Genomic DNA, 22581 nt, shown 5'->3' on the forward strand with positions numbered 1-22581 from the left:
TGTCAGAGTGATCGACAGGTCACGCTGAGCCACCCGCGGCGAGCTGCTCCAGCGCTCGGCGCAGCACCGCGGCGGCCCCGGTCAGCCGATGGCCCTCGTCGTCGAGCAGGTGCAGGACGGAGCCGGGCCACTCCCGGTGCAGTCGCCAGGCAGTGGCCGGCGGCGTACAGAGGTCGTAGCGGCCCTGGATGAGCGTGGCCGGGAGGTGCCCGAGGGTGGGGATCGTCGACCACAGCCGCTCCTGGTCGACGAAGCCGCGATGCGCGGCGTAGTGCGTGCTGATCCGAGCGAACGCGGTCGCGAACCGCGACTCGGTGAAGATCGCCTCCAGCTCCGAGCCGGGCTCGGCGCGCATGCCGTCGAGCTCCCAGCGGCACCAGGCGAGCGCGGCTTCGAGCCGACGGGCGTCGTCGGGCCCCTCGACCGCGCTGCGATAGCTGGCAACCAGGTCGGCGGCGTCCCCGAGGGTCGCGGTGAAGGCCTCCCAAGCCTCTGGCAGCAGTCGGCCGGCGCCGTCGCGGTAGGTCCAGTCCAGCTCGGACTGGCTGTAGGTCGTGATGCCGCGCAGCAGCACCGCACGGGCCCGGTCCGGATGCGCACAGACGTAGGCCAGCCCGAGCGTGGCACCCCACGACGAACCGGAGACCACCCAGCGCTCGATGCCCCGGTGCTCGCGGAGGCGCTCGATGTCGCCGATGAGGTGATCGAGCGTGTTCGTGGCCAGGGACGTCGACGGGTCGCTCGCATGCGGCAGACTCCTGCCGCAGCCGCGCTGGTCGAACATCACCACCCGGAACACCCTCGGGTCGTACGGCGCAGCCATCCCCGGGACCGTGCCGCCTCCTGGGCCGCCGTGCAGGTGGACCAGCGGGACGCCGCCAGGGTCGCCGAGCTCGCACCACCAGACCCGCTGGCCGTCGCCGACGTCCAGCAGCCCCTCCACGCGGTCGGCCCAGGCCTGCTCGAACACGCTCACCCGGCCATGATCGCAACGCCGTCCAACCGCCGGAGGGGCCGACCGGCGGCGGAGCTCACAGCGTCGTGACGAGGCCGCCGTCGATGACGAAGTCGCTGCCGGTGATGTTCCCCGCCCGGTCGCTGGCGAGGAAGATGACCAGGTCGGCGATCTCCTCCGCTCGCGTGAACCGGCCCGTGGCCGCGGCAGCCTGCTGCTGCCGGACCACCTCGCCCGGGTCGATCCCGTTGGCCGTCCCGACGGTGGCAGCCACGCCGGCATCACCGAGCCAAAGGTCGGTCTGCACCGGACCCGGACTGATCGTGTTCACCCGGATGCTCGGCCCGAGCTCCTTCGAGAGCGACTTGCACAGGTTGGTCAGAGCGCCCTTGGCGGCGCCGTAGTCGATCACGCCCGGATCGGGCAGGAACGCGTTGACCGAGCTGATCGTGGTGATGCTGGCGCCGGTCCGCTCCGCCATCGCCGGGATGGCGGCACGCATCGTGCGTACGGCGGCCAGGAAGTTGATGTTCAGCGCCCAGGCCCACTCGTCGTCGGTGATGGCCGCGAAGCCTGACAGGCGCGGCCTGACGCCGCCGACGTTGTTCACCAGGATGTCCACGCCGCCGTGGAGCTCGGTCGCTGCCGCGATCAGCTCGCTGGGTCCGTCGGGCGTCGAGAGGTCGACGGCGACCGGGTGGACCCGGCCCTCGTCACGGAGCGCGTCGAGATCGTCGCCGCTGTGCCGCGCCCCCGCCACCACCGACGCGCCCTGGGCCGCGAGCGCTCGGGTGATCGCGAGCCCGATGCCCTTGCTCGCACCGGTGACGACGGCGACCCGTCCCTCCAGGGCGAGGTCGAGTGTCACAGACCCTGCTCCTTGAGCCAGGAGAGGCTCTTGTCAGCCACCTCCTGCCAACCGTGGTCGATCGTCAGCGAGTGACCGCGGTCGGCGAACTCGACGATGTCGGTGACGGCGTCGCTGTGCCGGTACTGCTTGAGGGTCGCCTTGGTCACGGACTCGGGCACGGTGTTGTCCTTACCGCCCATGACGAGCAGCAGCGGGCCGCGGTTCTGGTTCTTGGTGTCGACCTTGGCGGGCGAGTGCGGGTTGAAGTTGGCTGCGGCAGCCTCGAACAGAGGCTTGCCGGGTGCGGGGATCGCCCAGCGCTCGAAGAGCTCGTCGGACTCCTCGGCGGGCACGGCGTTGCCGAAGGCGAAGCGGAACTGCTCGGCCGTCAACGAGACGGCCCGGTGCTTGTTGGCCGGGTTCTTGAACACTGGCAGCGTCGCCTTGAGGGCCGAGAGCGGGACCGGAAGCACGCCCTTGATCTGGGCGGCGTCGATCGCCACCGCGGCTGCGGCGAGATCCTCGCCCAGCAGCCGCTGGGCGATCATCCCGCCGAAGGAGTGCCCGACCAGGATCGGCTTGGCCGGCAAGTCGGCGATGATCCCCGCGAAGTGCGCCACCACGTCGTCGATGCCGTGGTCGGCGATGTCGTCGGGGCGCTGCCGCGCCTCGGCCACGGTGGTGGGGTCACCGGGCCAGCCCGGCGCGCTCGCGTCGTAGCCGGCTTCGGTGAAGCGATGGATCCAGGCTTCCCAGGAGGTGGCATGGAGCCACAGGCCGTGGATGAACAGGACGGGTGTGCTCTCGGACATGGGCGCTTCCTCCGTTGAGGCCTGTGACACCGATGATCTACCTACCTACTAGTCAAACTAGTGCTCTGCGAGGGCAGAAGTCATCTAGTTGCCAGGAAGAAGTGACACGGAGGCGATGGCCGGACCTCGGCGCTGCCCTCGGGAGGGCTCGCGAGGAAGGCACCGGTTCCGGCCCGCGGCGTACGCTCGAAGCATTCTCTTCCCGCTAGGGAGGCGCCATGGGCGTGCTGCTGTTCATCGTGGTGGTGCTGGTCGTGCTCGGGGGACTCTCGTCCGCGATCAGCGCGCGTGTGGTCAAGCAGATCGAGCGTGGGGTGGTGTTCCGCCTGGGTCGGGTCCTGCCGGAGCCGCGCCCGCCCGGCCTGACGGCCCTGATCCCGATCGTGGATCAGATGAAGCGGGTCAACATGCAGGTCGTGACGATGACGGTGCCGGCGCAGGACGGCATCACGCGCGACAACGTCACCGTCCGGGTGGACGCGGTCGTCTACTACCGGGTGATCGACCCGATCAAGGCGGTGGTCCAGGTGCAGGACTACGCCTACGCGATCGCCCAGGTGGCGCAGACCTCGCTGCGCTCGATCATCGGCAAGAGCGAGCTCGACGACCTGCTCTGCAACCGCGAGCACCTCAACGAAGGCCTGGAGGTGATGCTCGACAGCCCGGCGGTCCCGTGGGGCATCGAGATCGACCGGGTGGAGATCAAGGACGTCGAGCTGCCCGAGTCGATGAAGCGGTCGATGTCACGCCAGGCGGAGGCCGAACGCGAGCGCCGGGCTCGGATCATCACCGCGGACGGTGAGTTCCAGGCGTCCAAGCGTCTCTCGGAGGCAGCGAGCGCCATGGCGGCCACACCCGCCGCCCTCCAGCTGCGACTGCTCCAGACGATGGTCGAGGTGGCGGCCGAGAAGAACTCCACGCTGGTGCTCCCGTTCCCGGTGGAGCTGCTGCGCTACTTCGACGCGGTCGCCGGGGCTACTTCCCGTGCGGATCCGCCTGATTGAGCGTCGCGACGACCTGGTCGTAGTCGCCGCGTGCCTCGCCGTACCGGAGGAACTTGACCCGCTCGACCTGGATCTCGGTGGCATCGGGCTGGGCCTCGATCAGTCCCATTACCTCGCCGACGAAGGCGTCGAGCGGCATGGCGAACGCGCTCTCCCGCTGGCCGGGCATCAGGTCGGTCTGCACGGCCGGTGGCTCAAGCTCGACCACGTCGACGCTGGTCCCGGCGAGCTGGAGCCGGATCGACTCGCTGAGCAGGTGGATGGCGGCCTTGGTCGCGTTGTAGGTCGGCGTGACCTTCAGCGGCGCGAACGCGAGCCCCGACGAGACGGTCATGATGGTGGCGTCCGGCTGGGCGAGCAGCTGGTCCAGGAACGCGTCGATCAGCCGGATCGGGCCGAGCAGGTTGGTGGTGACGATCTCCGCGGCACCCTCGGCGAAGCCGCTCCGCGTCCAGTCCTCGACGCGCATGATGCCTGCCATGGTGACCAGCACGTTGAGGTTCGGGTGCTCCGCACTCACCTGCCGTGCGGCGGCGCTGATGCTCGCCGGGTCGGCCGTGTCGATCGCGATGGTGGCCAGGTCGTGATCGGCGGCGATCTGGTCGAGCAGGTGCTGGCGCCGGCCGCCGACGATGACGGTGTTGCCCTTGTCCCGCAGCGCCATCGCGAGGGCGAGGCCGATGCCGCTGGTGGCTCCGGGGATGAAGATGGTGTTTCCACTGATTCGCATGTGTCCAGCAAAGCGCGCGCGTCTGCCCGGTGGCAGAGAGCCCTCATCGTGGGATCGGCGATCCCTGTCTCGCCGTGGTGCGGTGCGGGATCATCGAGCCATGGACCGCGCCGCACTCGCCGACTTCCTCCTGCGCCGCCGGCAGCAGCTCCAGCCGACCGATGTCGGCCTGCCGGCCGGTGCCCGTCGGCGTACGCCTGGGCTGCGCCGCGAGGAGGTCGCCGCGCTGGCCGCGATGTCGACCGACTACTACACCCGTCTGGAGCAGCAGCGCGGCCCGCAGCCGAGTGTGCAGATGCTCGCCGCACTGGCACGTGCGCTCCGCCTCACGCCGGACGAGCGCGACTATCTCTACCGGGTCGCGGGGCACAGCGCACCGGACCGGCTGGCAGCAGGGGAGTACGTCGCGCCGGCACTTCTGCGCGTCCTCGATCGACTCTCGGACACGCCGGCGATGGTGATCAACGCGGTCGGGGAGACGCTCGTCCAGAACGACCCCGCCCGGGCACTCTTCGGTGACCAGACGTCGTATGCCGGCCTCGAGCGCAGCGAGGTCTACCGCTGGTTCGTCCATCCCGACACGGAGCGGATCCGCTATCCCGAGGAGGACCGGCCGCGGCACAGCCGGTCCCAGGTCGCGGCGATGCGCGCCGCGTACGGCTCGATGGGCCCGCGCTCGCGTGCCGGCGAGCTGGTCGGTGAGCTGCAGCGGGTGAGTGAGGAGTTCGCCGAGCTGTGGGACCGCCACGAGGTCGCGCGGCGGTTCGAGGATCACAAGGTGCTGATCCACCCCGAGGTCGGTGCGATCGAGCTGGACTGCCAGGTGCTCTTCACCGAGGACCAGTCCCAAGCACTGCTGGTGCTCACCGCCGCGCCGCGGACCGAGGACGACGACAAGCTGCGGCTGCTGGCGGTGCTGGGGACCCAGGAGTTCAGTCAGCGAGCCTGACAAGCACTGGTGCTCCAGGCACCTCAACCGGCGAAATGTGACCTCTCAACCCGCAGAAGGTGACCTCTCGACCTACGCCGGCCGCATCCGGTACTCCAACGTGTCGAGCATGCTCTCCACCTGGCGGTAGGTCTCGGAGCTGTCCGCGCCGATGGCGCGTTCGCTGATGAGCGCGTCCCGCATCGCGTCGAGGTAGCGCACCTGCACGGTCGCCAGCTGGTCGCGAGGCACGGGCGGAGCCTCGCGCGTGTCCTTGGTGGCGGAGATCAGTCGCGGCAGGATCCCCTCCTCCATCGTCCGCACGAGCTCCGGATCGAGCGGCTCGCCGTCGATGGTCTGCTCGCTGAGCGGTCCGAGCGTGTCGATCGCCGTCTCGCCCACCCGCCGCAACAGGCCCTGTACAGCGTCGTGCCGCTCCTCCTCGCTGTCGGGCGTGAACCGCATCCGCGCGATCAGCGCCGGCAGGGTCAGCCCGAAGAGCACCAGCGTGATCAGGGCGACGAAGAACGCTGCCAGGATCACACTGGCGCGGTGCGGAGTGCCGACCGGGATCGTCTGGGCGGCGGCCACCGTGACGACGCCGCGCATGCCGGCCCAGGCGAGCACCAGCATGCCCCGGGCGGTGATCGGCTCGCGTTCCTCGAACGCGGCGTCGGCGCGGCCGCGGGCGAGCCGGTGCCGCGCCCACGCGAGCCGGCTCTCCTCGCGCTCGTCGGCAGGCGTCATCGCATCGAGCTTCTCCTCGAACGAGCTCAACCGGGCCTGGACCTGGTCGCCGCGGTCGTCGGGCCCGAGGCGATCGGCCAGAGCCGGCCAGGCCAGCCCCAGGAACCGGAGCGCGATCAGCAACCCGACCACGATCAGCACCAGGCCGGTGATCTCGCCGGTGTCGGTCTCGGTGCGGGCCGCGTCGACGAGCTCGGGCAGCTCGTAGCCCATCGCCAGGAAGACGGCACTCTCCAAGATGAAGTTGATCGTGGTCCAGGTGGTCGTCTGGGTCTGCCGGTCGCGTGCGCTGAAGCGCCGGCTGCCCATCGTGCCCGTCGCCAGGCCGGCCACCACCACGGCGAGCACGCCGGAGGAATGGGCCTCCTCGGCCGGGAAGTAGGCCAGGAACGGCACGGCGAAGGAGATCGTGGTGTTGAGCACGGGATCATCGAGCCGTTGCCGCAGCAGCACGGTGAGCACGCCGACCGCGAGCCCGATGACCACGCCGCCGACGACCGCCCAACCGAAGTCGAGCACGGTGTGGCCCAGGCTGAAGCCGCTCGCCGTCAGCCCGGCGACGGCGGTCCGGAGCACCACCAGCGCCGACGCGTCGTTGACCAGGCTCTCGCCCTCCAGCACCGTCATCAGCCGTGGTGGCAGCCCGACCCGATGACCGATCGCCGATGCGGCGACAGCATCGGTCGGGCTGACCACGGCGCCCAGCGCGGTGGCCAGGGCGAACGGGATCCCCGGGAAGACCGCGTGCACGACGGCGCCGATGACCAGCGCCGAGACGATCACCATCACCACCGACAGCCACGCGATCAGGGAGAGGTTCCGGCGCATGTCCAGCACCGGCAGCTGCACGGCAGATGCGTAGAGCAGCGGCGGCAGCACGCCGGCCAGCACCAGCTCGGGCTCGACGTGGATCTCCGGGGTCGGTGGCAGGTAGCTGGCACCGATGCCGAGCGCCACCAGCAGCAGCGGGGTGGCGATGCCGGTGCGCCGGGAGAACACCGAGGCGGCGATCATGATCGCCAGCGCCGCGCCGGCGATGAGCACGAACTGGTGGTCCATGTGCCGGAGTCTAGGGACCGGCGTAGGCCGATCAGTGACGTCGAGGCAGCCAGTCTCCGCGCTGCACCACGTCGTACAACGCCTGGGCGGCGGCGCTCGGCCGACGGTCGGTGCGCCAGGACAGTCCGATGCGCCGGACCGCGTGCGCATCGCTGATCGGCACCTCGACCACGTCGGTTGGGCGCGGGATGGCGGGCGGGAGTACGGCGACGCCCAGCCCGGCGGCGACCAGGCCACGCAGCGTCTGCACGTCCTCTCCCTCGAACGCGATCGTCGGCGTGATGCCGGCCTCGGAGAGGAGGTCGTCGACCTGGATCCGCAGGCCGAACGCCGCGCGCATCACCAACAGCGGCTCGGACGCGACGTCGTGGAGGCGCACCCGGCGACGTTGGGCGAGCCGGTGCTCGGGTGGCACCGCCAGGACCAGTGGCTCGTCGTAGAGGTGGACCGTGCGCACCTGCGTGGACGCGGGGTAGGCGGGGGAGACGATGACGGCATCGGCCGCGCCCGACTCCAGTGCCTCGAGGCAGCCGTCGCGGGCGCCCTGACGCAGGTCGAACCGGGCAGCCGGATAGTCGGCACGCAGTGCCCTGACCAGCGCCGGCACCACGATCCGGCCCTGGGTGTGCTGGAACGCCAGCGACACCGCGTCGGCCCGCTCACCCGTGAGACGGCGTACGGCGTCGAGGCCGTCGTCGACGGCAGCCAAGGCCCGCTCGGCGTGCGGCAGCAGCGCCTGGGCCTCCTCGGTCAGTCGTACGCCGCGGCCGTCCCGCTCCAGCACCGGTGCGCCGAGCCGCTCGGCCAGCCGGGCAAGGCCGCGGCTGACGGTGGGTTGGGGCACCGCGAGCTCCTCGGCGGCGGCGGTGACTCCGCCGGTACTAGCGATGGCGAGCAGGTAGGGGAGGTCGGAGAGAACCTCGCGCAGCTCCGGCGTCCGCATCTGTGGCATGCAGAAACGATATCGATAGTCCACGATTCATGCATTGGTGCGATCAAAGAACTGCTCCTACCGTCGAAGTCGTGACCTTGACGACCGCACCCCTCGATACCCGGTGGGAGGGGCACGCACGGGACTCGGCGGAATATCGCCGCATCCTGATCGCGCTGGCGTGTGCCGGCGTGGCGACGTTCGCCCAGCTCTACTCGCCGCAGGGCATCCTGCCGCTGGTCTCCCGCTCGCTGGACGTGAGCGCCGATCGCGCCGCACTGCTGATCTCCGCCGCGACCCTCGGCCTGGCCGCCGGCGTGCTGCCGTGGTCCTGGGTGGCCGACCGGATCGGACGACTCGCAGCCATGCGGCTCTCCCTCGTCGCCGCCACCGTGCTCGGCTTCGCGGTCGTGCTGTGCCCGGACTTCGCCTGGATCCTGGTGCTGCGCACTGCCGAGGGCGCGGCGCTCGGCGGCCTGCCGGCGCTCGCGGTGACCTACCTGCAGGAGGAGATCCACCCCTCGCACACCGTCATCGCGGCGGGCACCTACGTCTCCGGTACGACGATCGGCGGCCTTCTCGGCCGTGTGGTCGCGGCACCCATCGCTGCCGCGCTCGGCTGGCGCTGGGGCGTGGCAGCCGTGGTGGTGCTCTCGGGCGTAGCCGCAGTGGGGTTCATGCTGGCTGCCCCGGCCCCGCGCGGCTTCCTGCGTACGGCCACTGCGGGCTCGGGACCCCTCTTCCGCGCCATCGCGGCGAACCTGCGCGACCCGCGGATGCTGGTGCTCTACGGTCAGGGCTTCTTGTTGATGGGCGGCTTCGTCACCATCTACAACTACCTGGCGTTCCGGCTGCAGCGCGAGCCGTTCCACCTCAGCGCCACGGTCACCTCGCTGCTGTTCTTCGCCTACCTCGCAGGCACGTGGTCCTCGCGCCGGGCCGGGATCGCGGCCACCAGGTTGGGCCGTCGGCGGGTGCTGGTCGGCAGCGTCGCGGTCATGGTCGCCGGGGTCCTGCTGACGCTGATGTCATGGCTGCCGGGAGTGCTGGTCGGGTTGGTGGTGCTGACGGTCGGCTTCTTCGGTGCGCACTCGATCGCGTCCGGGTGGACCGGCGCGCGGGCACGCGTCGGCCGGGCGCAGGCGACCTCGCTCTACAACCTCTTCTACTACCTGGGCTCGAGCGTGGTCGGCTGGGTCGGCGGCGTGGTGTTCACGCGCTGGGGCTGGGGTGCGATAGCGGCGCTGGTCGTCGTCGCGGCGCTGGCCGCCGGGGTGTGGGCGCTGAGCACGCCCGACGACTGATGCGGGTCAGCGGCGGGCGAGCAACAGCCCGAAGTCGGCCATCGGGTCGGTCCACCACCGCTCGACGGTGAGCCCGACCTCGGCGAGCTCCGGCTCGATCCGCTCGCGACGGAACTTCGCCGAGATCTCGGTCCGGATCTCCTCATCCCGGGCGAGCTCCACCGGGAGGTCGAGAGCAGCGAGCCGGCCCGACACCGGCCGTGAGGCGCGTAGCCGCATCTCGATCCACTCGTTCTCGGCGTCCCACAGCGCCACGTGCACGAAGTCCTCCGGGTCGAGGTCGCCGTCGAGTTCGCGGTCCAGGACCGCGATCACGTTGCGGTTGAACGCGGCGGTCACGCCGGCAGCATCGTCGTAAGCGGCGACCAGCCGCTCGGGGTCCTTGACCAGGTCGACGCCCAGCAACAGCGCTTCACCGGGCCGCATCGCGTCGGCCAGTCCGGAAAGGAACGTGCGCCGCTCGGCGGTGGGGTAGTTGCCGATGGTGCTGCCCAACAGCACCCACAGTCGACGTCCGGGTGCCGGGAGCGCTCCGAGGTGGCGATCGAAGTCGGCGACGGCGCCGAGCAGCGGCAGGTGCGGATAGTCGGCGCGCAGGGCCGCCATCGCGTCGCGCAGGGCGCCGGCGCTGACGTCGACGGGGACGTAGGCGGCCAGCTCGGCCCGCCGGGCCATCGCGTCGAGCAGCAGCCGGGTCTTCTGGCTCGACCCCGAGCCCAGCTCGAGCAGCACCTCGGCGCCGGCGGCCGCGGCGATGTCGTCGGCGTACGCGGAGAGGATCGCGTGTTCGGTGCGAGTCGGGTAGTACTCCGGCAGCCGGGTGATCTCCTCGAAGAGCCGGCTGCCGCGGTCGTCGTAGAAGTACTTCGGCGGCAGCCACTTCGGCGTGGCGGTGAGCCCGGCGCGGGCATCGGACTCCAGTGCTGCGCGCAGGTCCTGCGGGGTGAGCAGCACGTCGAGACTCGCGCCCGGCGTGGAGATGGTGGTCACCGTGACTCCTCGGTATCGACGGGCGGATGCAGCGGGAAGATCGTCGGACCGCAAGGATCCAGTGCCGCTACGGTGCCCGGTGCCAGGGGTGACCATGCGAGGTCGTCAGCCGGCGGAGTGCTGGTGACGGCGTACTCCCAGCCGCCGAGCTCGACGATGCCGAGCCGCCGGCCCCAGGTCAGCGCTGCCAGCTGATCGCCGTCGGCGATCAGGACCGAGCACTGCGGGAGTCGGGCGCGGGTCGCCACCCGGACGAGCAGACTCGCCACCGGGAGCCCGGGACCGTCAGCCGTCCCACGCGCGGTGGCCACGGCCGCGAGCACCGCCTCCACCTCGGTCTGGGTGGCAGCGGAGACGCCGACCTGCCAGCCGCCCGGCGCGCTCGGCTCGCAGTCGTCGTCGGCCGCCCATGCGGTCAGCGTCTCGGGGCGGCCGAGGGCTCCGCGGTGGCCGCATACGACCCGTGCGGCCCAGACCGGTTGGGCGGCCAGCTCGATCGCGTCGGTCAACCCTCAGCCCGCCCGCACGACGCCGTCGTCGGCGAGCCGTACGCCGGTCAGCGGCCACCGCGCGCCCGGCGGGAAGAAGTTGCGGTAGGACGCCCGTGCGTGCCCGGGCGGTGTGAGTGCACAGCCCCCGCGCAATACCATCTGGCTGGACATGAACTTGCCGTTGTACTCGCCGATCGCGCCGGCCGCCGGGTGGAACCCGGGATAGGGCAGGTACGCCGAGGACGTCCACTCCCAGCAGTCGCCGAAGAGCTGGCGCAGCCCGCCGGTCGGCGGTCCGGCAGCACGTGGGTGCCAGGTGCTCGCCTCCGGAGGCTGACCGTCCGCCGAGCCTGTCGGAGCGTCTTCGGACCGAGCCGCATGCTCCCACTCGGCCTCGGTCGGCAGCCGCTTGCCCGCCCAGGTGGCATAGGCATCGGCCTCGTAGTGACTGAGGTGGCAGGCCGGCAGCTCCGGGTCGACCGGCCAGGTGCCGCTGAGGGTGTGCTCGAACCAGACCCCGTCCTGCTCGATCCAGTAGAACGGAGCCTGCCAGCCCTCGGCGTTGATCCGCGCCCAGCCGTCACTGAGCCACAGCTCCGGGCGCCGGTAGCCGCCGTCGGCCATGAACGCCTGCCACTCGCCGTTGGTGACCAGCCGGTCGGCCAGCCGGAAGGGCGCGAGGAACTGCTGGTGGAGCGGCAGCTCGTTGTCGAAGCAGAACGACCCGTCGCGGTCGCTGTCGTGGCCGATCTCGACCAGCCCTCCGTCGTACTCGTGCCAGCCGAGCGGCCCTGAGACGCCGCTGGTGGCAGGACAGCCGGCATAGACCGGTCGGAGCGGGTTGAGCGAGAGCACGTGCTTGATGTCCATCAGCAGCAGCTCCTGGTGCTGCTGCTCATGGTGGAAGCCGAGCTCGATGGTCGGCGCGAGCTTGGTCAGCGTGCCCTCGTCGAGGCTGTCGAGCAGGCCGCGCATCCGGTCGTCGACGTTGCCGCGATACATCCCCACGTCGTGCGCGCCCGGGCGGCTGATCACGCCGCGCAGCGGACGCGCGTAGCGTGGGCCGATCGCCTCGTAGTAGGAGTTGAACAGGAACCAGTACTGATCCTGGTAGGGAGCGAAGCGCTGCTCGTTCTCCGCCAGCACGAACGTCTCGAAGAACCAGGTGACGTGGGCGCGATGCCACTTGGTGGGCGAGACGTCGGGCATCGACTGGACCGTCTGGTCCTCCGGCGACAGCGGCGCGGCGAGCTGCTCGGTGTAGGCCCGAACCTCGTCGTACCGGGTCTGGAGGGTGGTGACGTCGGTACTCATGTCATCGACGATGGCACGAGTATGCGGCGCTCGAAAGGGGGCCCGCGCGAACTCAGTCGGTCGTGGCGGCGCTCGGTGATGGGCTCGCGGACGGGTCCGAGGAGCCCGACGGGCCGTCCGACGGAGTGTCCGAGGAGGTGTCGGCAGGACCGAGGCCGGTGATCGGACCGTCGGTGGTGTCGGCGTCGGTGAACGCCTCGACCACGTCCTCCACCTGAGCCTTCGCCTTCGCCACGGTGAGACCGTCGAGCAGCTTCAGGCAGCGGGTGAGCGCCGCCTGGCTCGCGTCCTCGGTGGCGTCGGGATAGGTGGTGGTGATCTGCTGCTGGCAGACGTCGGTCAGCTCCGCCACGGTCGCGGCCGCCGTGGTCGGGTCAGTGGTGGGTCCGGTCGTAGGTCCGGTCGTAGGTCCGGTCGTAGGTCCGGTCGTCGGGCCTGTGGTTGGACCTGTCGTCGGGTCCTGGGTCGGCGTGGTGCTCGGCGTCGGCGTGGTGCTCCCGCTCTGCGAGCCGCTGCTCACGGCGGTCTGGCCGCCCTTGTGGTGCTTGTTCTTGGTGTGCTTGGTCTGCTTGGCGTGCGCCTGGTGCTTCTTGGTCTTGGCGGACTTCGCGGTGCTGTCCTCCGTGCTGGCCGGGCCCTGGACCAGGTACGTCGCGGGCACCACACCGGTGAGGCTGCTGTCGGCGGCGTACGACGTGGCGAGCGCCTGGACCCGCGTCGCGTAGGCGTCGCTGTGGTTGTAGCGCAGCAGTGCGGCGTGCTGGGCGTTCGGCGTGGAGAGGTCGGTGCCACCCGAGCAGAGGTAGACCGCCGAGGCCAGCGCAGCGTCGTTGATGTCCTGGGGGTCACGCCGCCCGTCGCCGTCGCCGTCGACAGCGACCATCACCCAGGTCGAGGGCAGGAACTGCATCGGGCCCACCGCCCGGTCCGAGGTCTTGTCTCCGTCGAGCTGACCGCCGTCGGTGTCGGCGATCTGCTGGGTGTGGTGGGTGCCGTCGAGCGCCGGGCCGTAGATGCCGGGTGTGGCGACGCCGGCCGGGTCGAGCTGGCTGCCGCCGGCGGTGCCGTTCCCGGACTCCACGGTGCCGATCGCTGCCAGCAGCTGCCAACTGAGGTTGCACGTGGTGTCGGCCTGGTCGATCACCGACGAGGCACGCTGGTAGGCGGACAGTGCCGTCGTGGAGATCGCCGAGGTCGTGCCGCTGACGGCGACGGTGCTGAGCCGGGCGAGCAGGGGGCCGCTACCGGCGCCGGCGAGCGTCGCAGCGCCAGGCAGCTGGCCCGCCTTGGTGACGCTGGCCGGCGGGGCGACCGAGGTGCTGGCCGCGTCGAGCTGCGGGGTGAGGGTCGGTGTGCTCGTCGGTGTGATGGCGGCCGGCAGGCCGGAGGAGATGGTGGCAGCGGTGCTGCGCGGACTGTCGGTGGCTGCCGTCGCATCGTGCTGGTAGGCCTCTACGGTCGCGACCACGGCGGTGAGGGCGGCGACGGGAACGAGGACAACTGCCTTGGTACGGAGAAGGTTCCGCGACATCATCACTACTTCTGCAAATCGGGAAGCCCAGCTCAACGCCGGACCCGGGAACGGGCGTTGGATCCATCCTGCGCCGGAACCATAGGTAAGTCATGTGAACGGAGGAGGTTTCTCAGGAGAATGTCCAGATCCACTCATCTGGATGACAAGATCCGCGCCCGTCCGCCCGCGAATCGTCGGCGGGCCGACACCCGCAGCCTCCCCGATCAGGGCGGCGATCAGTGCGGCCAGTGCCGGGTGAGGAACTCGACCAGCTCCTCGGCCGGCTTGGGCCTGCTCAGGTAGTAGCCCTGGGCGTAGTCGACGCCGATGTCGCGCACGATCTGCAGGGTCTCGGCGTCCTCGATGCCCTCGGCGGTGACGAGCATCGAGTAGGCCTTGCCCACATCGACGATCGCCCTGAGCACCGCGCGTGCGGTGTGGTCGCCGGCGAGACGCTTGATCAGCATCTTGTCGACCTTGATGCCGCCCACCGGCAGCTGGTCGAGACGGGCCAGCGAGGAGTGGCCGGTGCCGAAGTCGTCGATGACGACCCGGAACTCGGCATCGCGCAGCTGCTGCAGCGCGGCCCGACTCAGCTCGAGGTTCTCCATCAGTGCAGACTCGGTCACCTCGAAGGTGATCGGCCAGTTGCTCAGACCGGCGCCGGTGATCCGCGCGATGACACGTTCGGCGAAGCCCGGCATGCCGAGCTGTACGGCGGACAGGTTCACCGGGATGCGGACGTGCGGCAGCGCCGTGGCCCAGGCCAGTGCCTGCTCGATCGCGAGGTCCAGGATGAGATCGCCGAGCGGCACGATCAGGCCGGTCGCCTCGGCCAGCGGGATGAACTGGTCCGGGCCGACGACGCCGCCGTCCGGTGGATACCACCGCACCAGCGACTCGGCGCGGTTGAAGATGCCGGTGGACAGCTCGAGCGCGGGTTGGAAGACCAGGCCGAACTCGCGGTTGGCGATCGCGCGGCGCAGGGCGGCGTGCCGTGCGAGCCGGGCAGTGGCACGAGCGCGGAGTGCGCGGTCGTAGTGCCGGAACCCGTCGGGGGTGTCGGTGCGCGCCACCGCAGCGGCGATCGACGCGTTCTGGAACAGCGTGTAGGCGTCGTCGCCGGGTGCGCTGGTGGCCACCCCGACCGCCGCTACCAGCGCGAACTCGCTGCCCTCGACGGCGAACGGCTCGTCCAGGCAGGTGAGCAGTCGCTGGGCGACCGACTCGCGGAACTCGACGGTCCGGGCCGGCAGGAAGATGCCGAACTCGGTGTCGTCGAGCAGACCGATCAGAGCGCCGACGTCGTTGCACTGCTCGAGACGCGCGGCCACCGCCGCCAGAAGCTCGTCACGGGCCGTCCGCTCCATGCTGTCGTCGAGCAGGTCGATCCCGCCGAGGTGGACGACGTACGCCGCCTGCACGTCCTCGCTGTCGGTGAGGCGCTGCTCGACCAGGCCGAGGAAGCGGTGCCGGCCCGGGAGTCCGGTCGCCGCGTCCAAGGTCAGGTCCCGGAGCAGCTCGCGCCGTGCCGACGTGCGGGAGATGGCGAGGGAGGCCAGCCGCTTGAGCCGGTTCACGGCGACCTCTTTGAGGTCGACCGGGGGATTTCTGGCCTCGCCCGGCTGCTCGTTCCAGTGTGCCCACTGCATCCCGCCGTTGCTCTTGGCGGCGTACATGGCCTCGTCGGCACGACGCAGCACCGATGCCGGTTCGACGGCGTCGGTGAACCCGGCGATGCCGATGCTGGCGGTGACCGGGTGGATGGGATCCGGGGACGCCTCGCGGGCCGCGTCGGCGACCACGGCGAGCAGGAGGCCGGCGACCTCGGCGGCGTGCTCGCTGCTGGCCTCAGGCAGGAAGACCACGAACTCGTCGCCGCCGATCCGGCCCAGCGCCGCCTGCGGTGGCAACCGGGCGCTGACCGCGGTGGCGATACCCGCCAGGATCGCGTCGCCGATGGCGTGGCCGTAGGTGTCGTTGTGGTGCTTGAACCCGTCGAGGTCGATCATCAGCAGTGCGCTGGCCTGCTGGGTGCCGCGTCGCTTGCTGACCTGCTGCGCCAGCAGTCCCTCGAAGGCGCGCCGGTTGAGGGCGCCGGTGAGCGGGTCGTGGTTGGCCAGGAAGCGCATCTGCTCCTCCTGGGCGCGTTGCTCGGTCACGTCGCGCTCGATGCCGACGAAGTAGCCGGCATGGTCGGGCGTGTCTCCGGGGAGCCAGCGTCCGGAGATCTCGAGGAGTCGCGGATCCGTGCCGTCGGGGCCGCGGTAGCGGTAGTCGATGGTGGAGGCGCCGCGGCTCTCCTGCAGCGCGAGCAGCAGGCCGCGGTCCTCGCGATGGACGCTGCGCAGCAGCTCGTCGATCGAGAGCACGAGATGGTCGGGGTGGCGGTAGTGCAACCGGGCCAGCTCGCGCGAGATGACGATCTGCATCGTCTCCAGGTTCACCTCGAAGGCACCGACGTGCGCGGCCTCCTCGGCGACCTCCTGGCGCTTCAGCGTGCGCTCGAGGCGCTGCCTTGCCGCGACGGTCTCGCTGATGTCGTGCACGATCGCGCAGGCGCCGATGACGGCACCGTCGTCCCCTGTCACCGGCAGGCAGGTCAGCGAGATGTGTGCGGTGGTGCCGTCGGGCAGTCGGCGCTCGGTCTCGGCGATCGTCGCCGGTATGCCGGACAGCGCACGGGTCAGCGCGGTGCGCTGCGCGTGTTGCTCCTCGGGCGGTGCGAGCTCGTCGATCGAACGGCCCAGCATGTCGTCGGACTCGATCTGGAAGAACCGCTCCGCGGTGGCGTTGGCCTGTCGCACCAGCAGATCCTGGTCGACGGTGACGACCACGTCGGGGGAGTTGTCGAGGATGGTGCGCAAGTAGCGGGCCGGGTTGCTGCGGTGTCGTGCCACCGACGCGCGAGCGACCTTGCACAGCGCCCGGGCGACGGTCGCGTCGTCCATCTCGAGGTAGTCCTCGGCGCCGAGCTGGATCGCGTCCAGCCCACGCTGCTCCTCGGTCGGCGGCACGAGCGCCACCACAGCGGTGTCGCGTTGTGCCGAGCTGTGCAGCAGCTGGCGCAGCTCGGTGGGGGAGCAGGCCGTGATGTCGGCCAGGACGAGGTCGGGGCCGTCGCCGTGGCCCAGCACGGCCAGCACGCCTGCCGGCGTGTCCGTACGACGTACCAGCAGGCTCGTCCCGTCCGCGCTGGCGGCTGCGGCGACCATCGCCGCGAGGCGATCATCGGCCGTCAGGACCAGCGTGTCGATCCCAGCGTGCAAGCGGACCCTCCGTCTTCACCTTCCGTGACGCGTATCGGAGATCCTGGCGCATCGTCGAAGCCGAAGTCGGTGGTTCGGCGGGACTTGGGACCCGGGACCCGCCGGATGCCGGGCCGGAAGGACGACTGATCGGCGGGCCGATGGATAACGAGCCTCGTGCCTTCGCTGATCACCTTCGGACCCCTGCGGATCGAGTACGCCGACGACACGTTGCGGCCCCGGCCGTGGACCGAGCAGCAGTCGTCGTGGGCGCACGAGCTTCTCGAGGACGCGCCTCCGGGACCGGTCCTGGAGCTGTGTGCGGGTGTCGGGCACATCGGACTCCTTGCCGTCCTCGGCACGGACCGAGGGTTGGTCTGCGTCGACTCCTCGGCGTCGGCCTGTGCCTACGCCCGGCGCAACGTGGCCGCCGCCGGGCGCGATGACGTAGCCGAGGTGCGGCACGGCGCGATGGACACCGTGCTGATGCCCGAGGAGCGCTTCGCGCTTGTCATCGCGGACCCGCCGTGGGTGCCGACCGACCGGACCGCCCGCTTCCCCGAGGACCCGCTCGCGAGCATCGACGGAGGCGCCGACGGTCTCGACGTTGCGCGGACCTGCGTCGAGGTGGCAGCGCGGCACCTGTTGCGGGACGGAGTGCTGCTTCTCCAGCTCGGAGAGCGGCAGCAGGTCGATGCGCTGGCACGGGAGCTGGCGGAGACGGCGGAGCTCGGCGTGCGTGAAGTGCGCGACGGGGCGGGCGGCGTACTCGTGCTGCTCGGCCGTCCGAGGTAGCCGAGGCGTCGCAGAGCGTCGCGGCCACGGGCCGACCGCGACGCCCTCAGCTGGTGCGCTCCCTCAGGGCGCGACCGGGTAGCCGCTGGTGATGGCGAGCCGGTTCCAGCCGTTGATGGCGATCGCCACCGCGATGACCGCGGCCCGCTGCTTCTCGTCCAGCGCGGCCGCGACGTCGACCTCGGGCGCCGGGGCGGTGTGGGATTCCCCGATCCGGGTGACCTGCTCGGCGATGGTGAGAGCGGCCTGCTCCTGCACGGTGAAGTACTGCGACTCCCGCCAGGCCGCCACCACGGCCAGGCGGTCGGTGGTCTCACCCTTCTCCACGGCGTCGCGGGTGTGCATCCGCAGGCAGAAGGCGCAGCCGTTGAGCTGGGAGGCGCGCAGCTTGACCAGGTCGATCAGCAGCGGTTCGAGACCAGCGGTCTCGGCAGCTTCTGTCGCCGCCGTCTCGACCTGCATCTGTGCCTCGTAGAGTGCCGGGAAGAGCTTGCTGACATTGACGTGATGCGCCATGGGGGACTCCTTCGTCGATCGGCCGGGTCGTCCCGGCGTACTCCTTCTTGACGAGGTGGGTGCCGCGGATGTGAGGTCCTCACAGATCCCGTCCCTGGTTCGTCATCCTGGTATGAGCAGTGAAGGTGGCCTGATGGAGGACCTCGACGACGTGATGGTCGAGCGGCGTCGGCTGATCGCGCTCGCCTACCGGCTGCTCGGCACCTTGGAGGAGGCCGAGGACGCGGTCCAGGAGACCTACCTGCGCTGGTATCGCCTCACCGAGGACGAGCGGGCCGCCGTCGCGAACCCGCAGGGCTGGCTGACCCGGGTCGCGAGCCGGGTGTGCCTCGACGTCCTCAAGTCGGCACGCGTACGCCGCGAGCAGTACGTCGGGCCGTGGCTGCCCGAGCCGGTGCCCTCCGACCTGCTGGCCCTCCCCGGCCGCCGGAGCGCCGCCGGCGCACCTCACGAGCTCGCCGATCCCGCCGACCGCGTCACGCTGGACGACACGATCAGCAGCGCGCTGATGGTGGTGCTCGATGCGATGACGCCGGCCGAACGGGTGGCGTTCGTGCTGCACGACGTCTTCGAGCTGCCGTTCGCCGACATCGCGACAGTGGTCGGCCGCACCCCGGCGGCGGTCCGCCAGCTGGCGACCTCGGCTCGCCGCAAGGTCTCGGCGCAGCGGCAGGAGCTGGCGCCCACGCCCGAGCACGACGCGGTGGTGCGAGCCTTCGGTGCGGCCGCGACGGGCGGTGACCTCGGCGCCCTCGCCGTACTGCTCGATCCTGCGGTGGCGCTGCGCTCCGACGGCGGTGGCGTGGTCAGTGCGGCACGGAACCCGGTGTTCGGTCCGGACAAGGTGGCCAGGTTCATGCTCGGCGTGCTGGCGAAGCGACCGACCTGGCGACTGGCGGAGCGGCCCACCGGTGACGGACTCGGCCTCGTCTACGCGGAGGGCGCTTCGGTGCACGGGGTGATCAATCTGCGCGTAGCGGGCGGGCGCATCACCGATGTCTGGATCGTGGTCAACCCGGCGAAGCTCGCGGCGTGGAGGGCGTGAGCGCGGTCCGGCACTCCGCCGCCGAATCGGTGGAAGACGCGCGGTGATTTCTCGCTCCCTCGCCGGTAGGTACATCCGAGGCTCGTCCGAGCCTCGGATCGACACACCGAGGAGAACAGCCATGTCACACGACCACACCGACGACGCCACCGCCGTCAACGCCCTGCTGGCCGAGATGTACCAGGCTTGGGCGGACAACGACGCGGACCGCTTCGTCGCGCACTACGCCGACGATGCCACCGCCCTGCTGCCGGGCTCGCTGCGCGCAGGCAGGGAGGACATCCGGGCACAGATGGCCGCCGGTTTCGACGGCCCGCTCAAGGGGACCACCACGGTGGACGAGCAGCTGAGCCTGCGGTTCGTCGGCGAGGACTGCGCGATCTCGATCAACCGGGGCGGGGTCGTGTTCCCGGGCGAGTCCTTCGCGCCGGACGACCGGACGATCCACGCGACCTGGGTCTTCGAGAGGCGCGACGGCCGCTGGCTGGTCGCGGCGTACCACAACAGCGCCGCCCAGGTGCCCGTGCACGCCTAAGGTGGCAGACGAGGCGAGGGGGCGATGTGACAACGGTCGATGACGAGCAGGGCTTCGACGAGCGGATCGCGGCGTACCGGGCTGAGCTGCTGGCGCACTGCTACCGGATGCTCGGCTCGGTGCACGAGGCCGAGGACCTCGTCCAGGAGACGCTGCTTCGGGCCTGGCGGGCGCGCGATCAGTACGACGAGACCCGCAGCTCGCTGCGCACGTGGATGTACCGCATCGCCACCAACGCCTGCCTGACCGCGCTCGCCAGCGGCAAGCGCCGACCGCTGCCGTCCGGGCTGGTGGCCGAGTCGGATCCACTGCGACCCTTCGTACCCGGGCACGAGGTGCCCTGGCTCCAGCCGCTGCCCGATGCGCTCCTCGACGCGGGCGACCCGGCCCGGACGGCGGTCGACCGCGGCAGCCTGCGGCTGGCCTTCATGGCGGCCCTGCAGCACCTCTCGGCCCGGCAGCGCGCGGTGCTGATCCTGCGCGATGTGCTCGACTTCTCCGCCGCCGAGACGGCCGAGATCATCGGGCTGACGACCATCGCGGTGAACAGCTCGCTTCGCCGGGCGAGGACGAGCGTGCAGGAGAGCGGCGCCGACCTGGAGGGACGCGCCGAGGTGACCGATGCGGAGCAGCGCGCCTGGATCGAGCGCTACACGACCGCGTTCGTGACCGCCGACGTCGAGGGACTGAAACGGCTGCTGGCCGACGACGTCTTGATGGAGATGCCGCCGATGCTCAACTGGTTCGTCGGCAAGGACGCCTACGGCGTCTTCATGGCGCGGATCTTCGAGGCGCTCGGCACGGACTGGCGGTTCGTGCCCCTGGCGGCGAACGGGCAGCCCGGCTACGCGGCCTACCGCGGCGACGGCGACCGCTACGAGCTGCACACCCTCCAGCTGTTCGAGATGTCCGCGACCGGTATCACCCGCACCACCGTCTACCAGGACGAGGAGGTCTTCGCGTCGTTCGGGTTGGCGGCCGTGCTCGAGCCGTAGCATCGGGCCGTGTTCGAGCAACAGTTCCTTCCCGGACGTACGCCGCAGTCGCGCGAGTTCACCGCGCGCGTCCAGACCGTGATGGCGCTGACCGGACGGCTCAACCTGCTGCCGTTCGAGGACGTCGAGACCCGTGCCGCGCTGCTGGGTGAGATCTTCGGCGGTGCGGTTCCCGAGACGGTGACGATCTACCCGCCGTTCTACTGCGACTACGGCCTCGGCACGGTCTTCGGCGAGCGGGTCTTCGTCAACCAGGGCTGCTACTTCCTCGACCTCGGTGGCATCACCATCGGTGACCGCACCATGATCGGCCCGGGCGTCACCCTGAGTACGGCGGGACATCCGGTCGAGCTCGCCGAGCGGTACAGCGGGATCACGCACGCCCCGATCGTGATCGAGGAGGACGTCTGGATCGGCGCTGCCGCGACGATCACGCCGGGGGTGACCATCGGACGTGGATCGGTCGTCGGTGCGGGCACCGTGGTCGCCAAGGACGTGCCGCCGATGTCGGTGGTCACCAGTGCCGGTCACGTGGAGCGCAAGCGGATCTGAGCACCCAGAACTCAGCCGGCGGGCTCTCCCGAGGCTCCGACGTCGTCGACGTGAAGGGACAGCGCCAGGATCGGTAGGGCGAGCACCGTGAGCATCCCGGCCGCGACCACGATCGACTGTCCCTCCTGGCTCATCTTGCCGGACTCCACCGCCACGGCGGTCACCGCGACGATGATGGGCAAGCCGGTAGCGCTGAAGAGACCCAAGGTGAGGAGTTGCCGCCGAGCGAGGTGCCGGTACAGCAGCATGACGGAGCCTCCCCGGATGAGGAGGATGCTGGCGAAGACGAACAGCACGGTCCCGGGGTCGTGCAGGATGACGGCCGGGTCGATGGCCATCCCGGAGGCTACGAAGAACACCGGGACGAGGAAGCCGTAGCCGATGGCGTCCAGGCGGCTCGAGACACTCTCGTGGTCGGGAGGCAGGAGCATCCGGATGATCGCCCCGGCGACGAACGCACCGAGGATCACGTCGAGCCCGAACGATGCCGAGGTGGCCAGCATGACCGCGAGCAGCAGGAGAACCAGGCGAACGGGTGCCTGCGCCGTCGTGTCGGCCTGCAGGCGCACGATCTCGACGATCCGCCGAGCACGGGTGCTGTGCCGTACCAGCACGTAGCCCAGGACCACTGCGATCAGGCAGAAGGCCAGCAGCGCCGTGAGTGCGCCCCAGGTGTCGCCGCCGGTGAGGAACACGCTCATCGCAATCACCGGGCCGAACTCTCCGACGGCGCCGTTCGCCATCACGAGCCGGCCCATGCTCTGTCCGAGAAGGCCGGCGTCGCGCAGGAGCGGGAGGAGTGTGCCGAGTGCGGTGGAGGTCATCGCGATCGCGATGGCGCCCCATGCCGTGACGTCGAAGACGCGATGCAGCACCGCCATCCAGCACAAGGCGACTCCGAGCGAGAGCAGCCACGCCGTGACCGCCCGGCCGCCGTCGCGCGTCCGCAGGATGAGGGGATCGACCTCCAGCCCGGCGGTCAGGAAGAGCATGCCGAGACCCAGGTCGGACACGAACTGGATCCTGTCATCGAGCGCGGCGAGGCCGAATCCGTACGGGCCGAGCGCCATGCCCAACGCGAGCATCACGACGACCTCGGGCAAGCGGATCCTCGGAATCAGCCCGAGCAACAGCGGTGCCAGGGCCGCGGCGCCGAGGATCCAGGCCAGCGACCGGTAGGCCTCGGCCTCGCTCATCGGTCCTCCTCGTGGGCCCGTTGATCGGTGGCACGGCTCGCCGTACACGATGACCGTAACCGTCCGCGGAC

Annotated in this window: 21 protein-coding genes; 8 read left to right on the top strand and 13 right to left on the bottom strand. The window is 70.6% G+C overall.

What is annotated here, in order from left to right; genetic code table 11:
* Window positions 1–19: 19 nt before the first annotated feature.
* Genes pip through H036_RS0112480 form a run of 3 tightly spaced genes read right to left on the bottom strand, consistent with a single transcriptional unit; the run spans window position 20 to window position 2617 of the window.
* A complete protein-coding gene (gene pip, locus H036_RS0112470; protein ID WP_017935119.1) occupies window positions 20–976 on the bottom strand; it encodes a prolyl aminopeptidase in 957 nt (318 codons plus the stop codon).
* A 55-nt stretch (window positions 977–1031) separates the two neighbouring features.
* Window positions 1032–1823, bottom strand: coding sequence for an SDR family NAD(P)-dependent oxidoreductase (locus H036_RS0112475; RefSeq protein WP_017935120.1), 792 nt, complete (start codon window positions 1821–1823; stop codon window positions 1032–1034).
* Window positions 1820–2617, bottom strand: coding sequence for an alpha/beta hydrolase (locus tag H036_RS0112480; RefSeq protein ID WP_017935121.1), 798 nt, complete (start codon window positions 2615–2617; stop codon window positions 1820–1822). The genes H036_RS0112475 and H036_RS0112480 overlap by 4 nt, the downstream gene beginning before the upstream one ends.
* Window positions 2618–2835: 218 nt before the next feature.
* Here H036_RS0112480 and H036_RS0112485 point away from each other — a divergent pair, with 218 nt between their 5' ends.
* Window positions 2836–3621, top strand: a complete 786-nt coding sequence (locus H036_RS0112485) for an SPFH domain-containing protein (protein WP_017935122.1) — start codon at window positions 2836–2838, stop codon at window positions 3619–3621.
* Here H036_RS0112485 and H036_RS0112490 read toward each other — a convergent pair.
* Window positions 3593–4351, bottom strand: coding sequence for an SDR family oxidoreductase (locus H036_RS0112490; protein ID WP_017935123.1), 759 nt, complete (start codon window positions 4349–4351; stop codon window positions 3593–3595). The genes H036_RS0112485 and H036_RS0112490 overlap by 29 nt on opposite strands.
* Before the next feature lie 100 nt (window positions 4352–4451).
* Here H036_RS0112490 and H036_RS0112495 point away from each other — a divergent pair, with 100 nt between their 5' ends.
* On the top strand, window positions 4452–5300 hold the full coding sequence (locus H036_RS0112495) for a helix-turn-helix transcriptional regulator (RefSeq protein ID WP_017935124.1): 849 nt from the start codon (window positions 4452–4454) through the stop codon (window positions 5298–5300).
* A 72-nt stretch (window positions 5301–5372) separates the two neighbouring features.
* On the opposite strand, the gene H036_RS0112500 is transcribed toward H036_RS0112495, so the two are convergent.
* Entirely contained in the window at window positions 5373–7085 is a 1713-nt protein-coding gene (locus H036_RS0112500) for a cation:proton antiporter (protein WP_017935125.1), read from the bottom strand.
* Window positions 7086–7116: 31 nt separating this feature from the next.
* Window positions 7117–8037, bottom strand: coding sequence for a LysR family transcriptional regulator (locus H036_RS0112505; protein WP_157417336.1), 921 nt, complete (start codon window positions 8035–8037; stop codon window positions 7117–7119).
* 71 nt (window positions 8038–8108) lie between these two features.
* On the opposite strand from H036_RS0112505, the gene H036_RS0112510 reads away from it, so the two are divergent.
* Window positions 8109–9320: an MFS transporter gene (locus H036_RS0112510; protein WP_017935127.1), complete on the top strand. Its 1212-nt coding sequence runs from the start codon at window positions 8109–8111 to the stop codon at window positions 9318–9320.
* A gap of 6 nt (window positions 9321–9326) precedes the next feature.
* On the opposite strand, the gene egtD is transcribed toward H036_RS0112510, so the two are convergent.
* The 5 genes from egtD to H036_RS0112535 form a co-directional block, all read right to left on the bottom strand.
* Window positions 9327–10310: an L-histidine N(alpha)-methyltransferase gene (gene egtD / locus H036_RS0112515; RefSeq protein WP_017935128.1), complete on the bottom strand. Its 984-nt coding sequence runs from the start codon at window positions 10308–10310 to the stop codon at window positions 9327–9329.
* Window positions 10307–10819, bottom strand: coding sequence for a hypothetical protein (locus H036_RS0112520; protein ID WP_017935129.1), 513 nt, complete (start codon window positions 10817–10819; stop codon window positions 10307–10309). The genes egtD and H036_RS0112520 overlap by 4 nt, the downstream gene beginning before the upstream one ends.
* A gap of 3 nt (window positions 10820–10822) precedes the next feature.
* Window positions 10823–12115, bottom strand: a complete 1293-nt coding sequence (gene egtB, locus H036_RS0112525; protein ID WP_017935130.1) for an ergothioneine biosynthesis protein EgtB — start codon at window positions 12113–12115, stop codon at window positions 10823–10825.
* Between the two features lie 52 nt (window positions 12116–12167).
* Entirely contained in the window at window positions 12168–13583 is a 1416-nt protein-coding gene (locus tag H036_RS25720; protein ID WP_232421858.1) for a lytic transglycosylase domain-containing protein, read from the bottom strand.
* 281 nt (window positions 13584–13864) lie between these two features.
* The gene (locus H036_RS0112535) at window positions 13865–16897 is read right to left on the bottom strand and encodes an EAL domain-containing protein (RefSeq protein WP_017935132.1); all 3033 of its coding nucleotides are present in this window, start codon (window positions 16895–16897) and stop codon (window positions 13865–13867) included.
* A gap of 156 nt (window positions 16898–17053) precedes the next feature.
* Between H036_RS0112535 and H036_RS0112540 the strand changes: the two genes are divergently transcribed.
* A complete protein-coding gene (locus H036_RS0112540; protein ID WP_017935133.1) occupies window positions 17054–17671 on the top strand; it encodes a methyltransferase in 618 nt (205 codons plus the stop codon).
* Window positions 17672–17734: 63 nt separating this feature from the next.
* Here the strand turns inward: H036_RS0112540 and H036_RS0112545 are convergent, their stop codons facing one another.
* Window positions 17735–18187, bottom strand: a complete 453-nt coding sequence (locus H036_RS0112545) for a carboxymuconolactone decarboxylase family protein (RefSeq protein ID WP_017935134.1) — start codon at window positions 18185–18187, stop codon at window positions 17735–17737.
* Window positions 18188–18299: 112 nt separating this feature from the next.
* On the opposite strand from H036_RS0112545, the gene sigJ reads away from it, so the two are divergent.
* The 4 genes from sigJ (at window position 18300) to H036_RS26085 (ending at window position 21314) form a co-directional block, all read left to right on the top strand.
* Entirely contained in the window at window positions 18300–19232 is a 933-nt protein-coding gene (gene sigJ, locus H036_RS0112550) for an RNA polymerase sigma factor SigJ (RefSeq protein ID WP_026146003.1), read from the top strand.
* Window positions 19233–19353: 121 nt separating this feature from the next.
* Window positions 19354–19767, top strand: a complete 414-nt coding sequence (locus tag H036_RS0112555) for an SgcJ/EcaC family oxidoreductase (RefSeq protein WP_017935136.1) — start codon at window positions 19354–19356, stop codon at window positions 19765–19767.
* A 26-nt stretch (window positions 19768–19793) separates the two neighbouring features.
* Window positions 19794–20762, top strand: a complete 969-nt coding sequence (locus tag H036_RS0112560) for a sigma-70 family RNA polymerase sigma factor (protein WP_017935137.1) — start codon at window positions 19794–19796, stop codon at window positions 20760–20762.
* Window positions 20763–20771: 9 nt separating this feature from the next.
* Window positions 20772–21314, top strand: a complete 543-nt coding sequence (locus tag H036_RS26085) for a sugar O-acetyltransferase (protein WP_017935138.1) — start codon at window positions 20772–20774, stop codon at window positions 21312–21314.
* Window positions 21315–21325: 11 nt separating this feature from the next.
* Here H036_RS26085 and H036_RS0112570 read toward each other — a convergent pair whose 3' ends face one another.
* Complete coding sequence (locus H036_RS0112570; RefSeq protein WP_017935139.1) at window positions 21326–22510, bottom strand: cation:proton antiporter; 1185 nt, start codon at window positions 22508–22510, stop codon at window positions 21326–21328.
* Window positions 22511–22581: the final 71 nt, after the last annotated feature.

The organism is Nocardioides sp. Iso805N (assembly GCF_000364605.1).
Taxonomy (GTDB): Bacteria; Actinomycetota; Actinomycetes; order Propionibacteriales; family Nocardioidaceae; genus Nocardioides.

Coding starts and splice junctions, on each gene's coding strand:
- H036_RS0112480 (WP_017935121.1), bottom strand. CDS start 2,617: ATGTCCGAGAGCACACCCGTCCTGTTCATCCACGGCCTGTGGCTCCAT.
- H036_RS0112485 (WP_017935122.1), top strand. CDS start 2,836: ATGGGCGTGCTGCTGTTCATCGTGGTGGTGCTGGTCGTGCTCGGGGGA.
- H036_RS0112490 (WP_017935123.1), bottom strand. CDS start 4,351: ATGCGAATCAGTGGAAACACCATCTTCATCCCCGGAGCCACCAGCGGC.
- H036_RS0112495 (WP_017935124.1), top strand. CDS start 4,452: ATGGACCGCGCCGCACTCGCCGACTTCCTCCTGCGCCGCCGGCAGCAG.
- H036_RS0112500 (WP_017935125.1), bottom strand. CDS start 7,085: ATGGACCACCAGTTCGTGCTCATCGCCGGCGCGGCGCTGGCGATCATG.
- H036_RS0112505 (WP_157417336.1), bottom strand. CDS start 8,037: ATGCCACAGATGCGGACGCCGGAGCTGCGCGAGGTTCTCTCCGACCTC.
- egtB (WP_017935130.1), bottom strand. CDS start 12,115: ATGAGTACCGACGTCACCACCCTCCAGACCCGGTACGACGAGGTTCGG.
- H036_RS0112545 (WP_017935134.1), bottom strand. CDS start 18,187: ATGGCGCATCACGTCAATGTCAGCAAGCTCTTCCCGGCACTCTACGAG.
- sigJ (WP_026146003.1), top strand. CDS start 18,300: ATGAGCAGTGAAGGTGGCCTGATGGAGGACCTCGACGACGTGATGGTC.
- H036_RS0112555 (WP_017935136.1), top strand. CDS start 19,354: ATGTCACACGACCACACCGACGACGCCACCGCCGTCAACGCCCTGCTG.
- H036_RS0112570 (WP_017935139.1), bottom strand. CDS start 22,510: ATGAGCGAGGCCGAGGCCTACCGGTCGCTGGCCTGGATCCTCGGCGCC.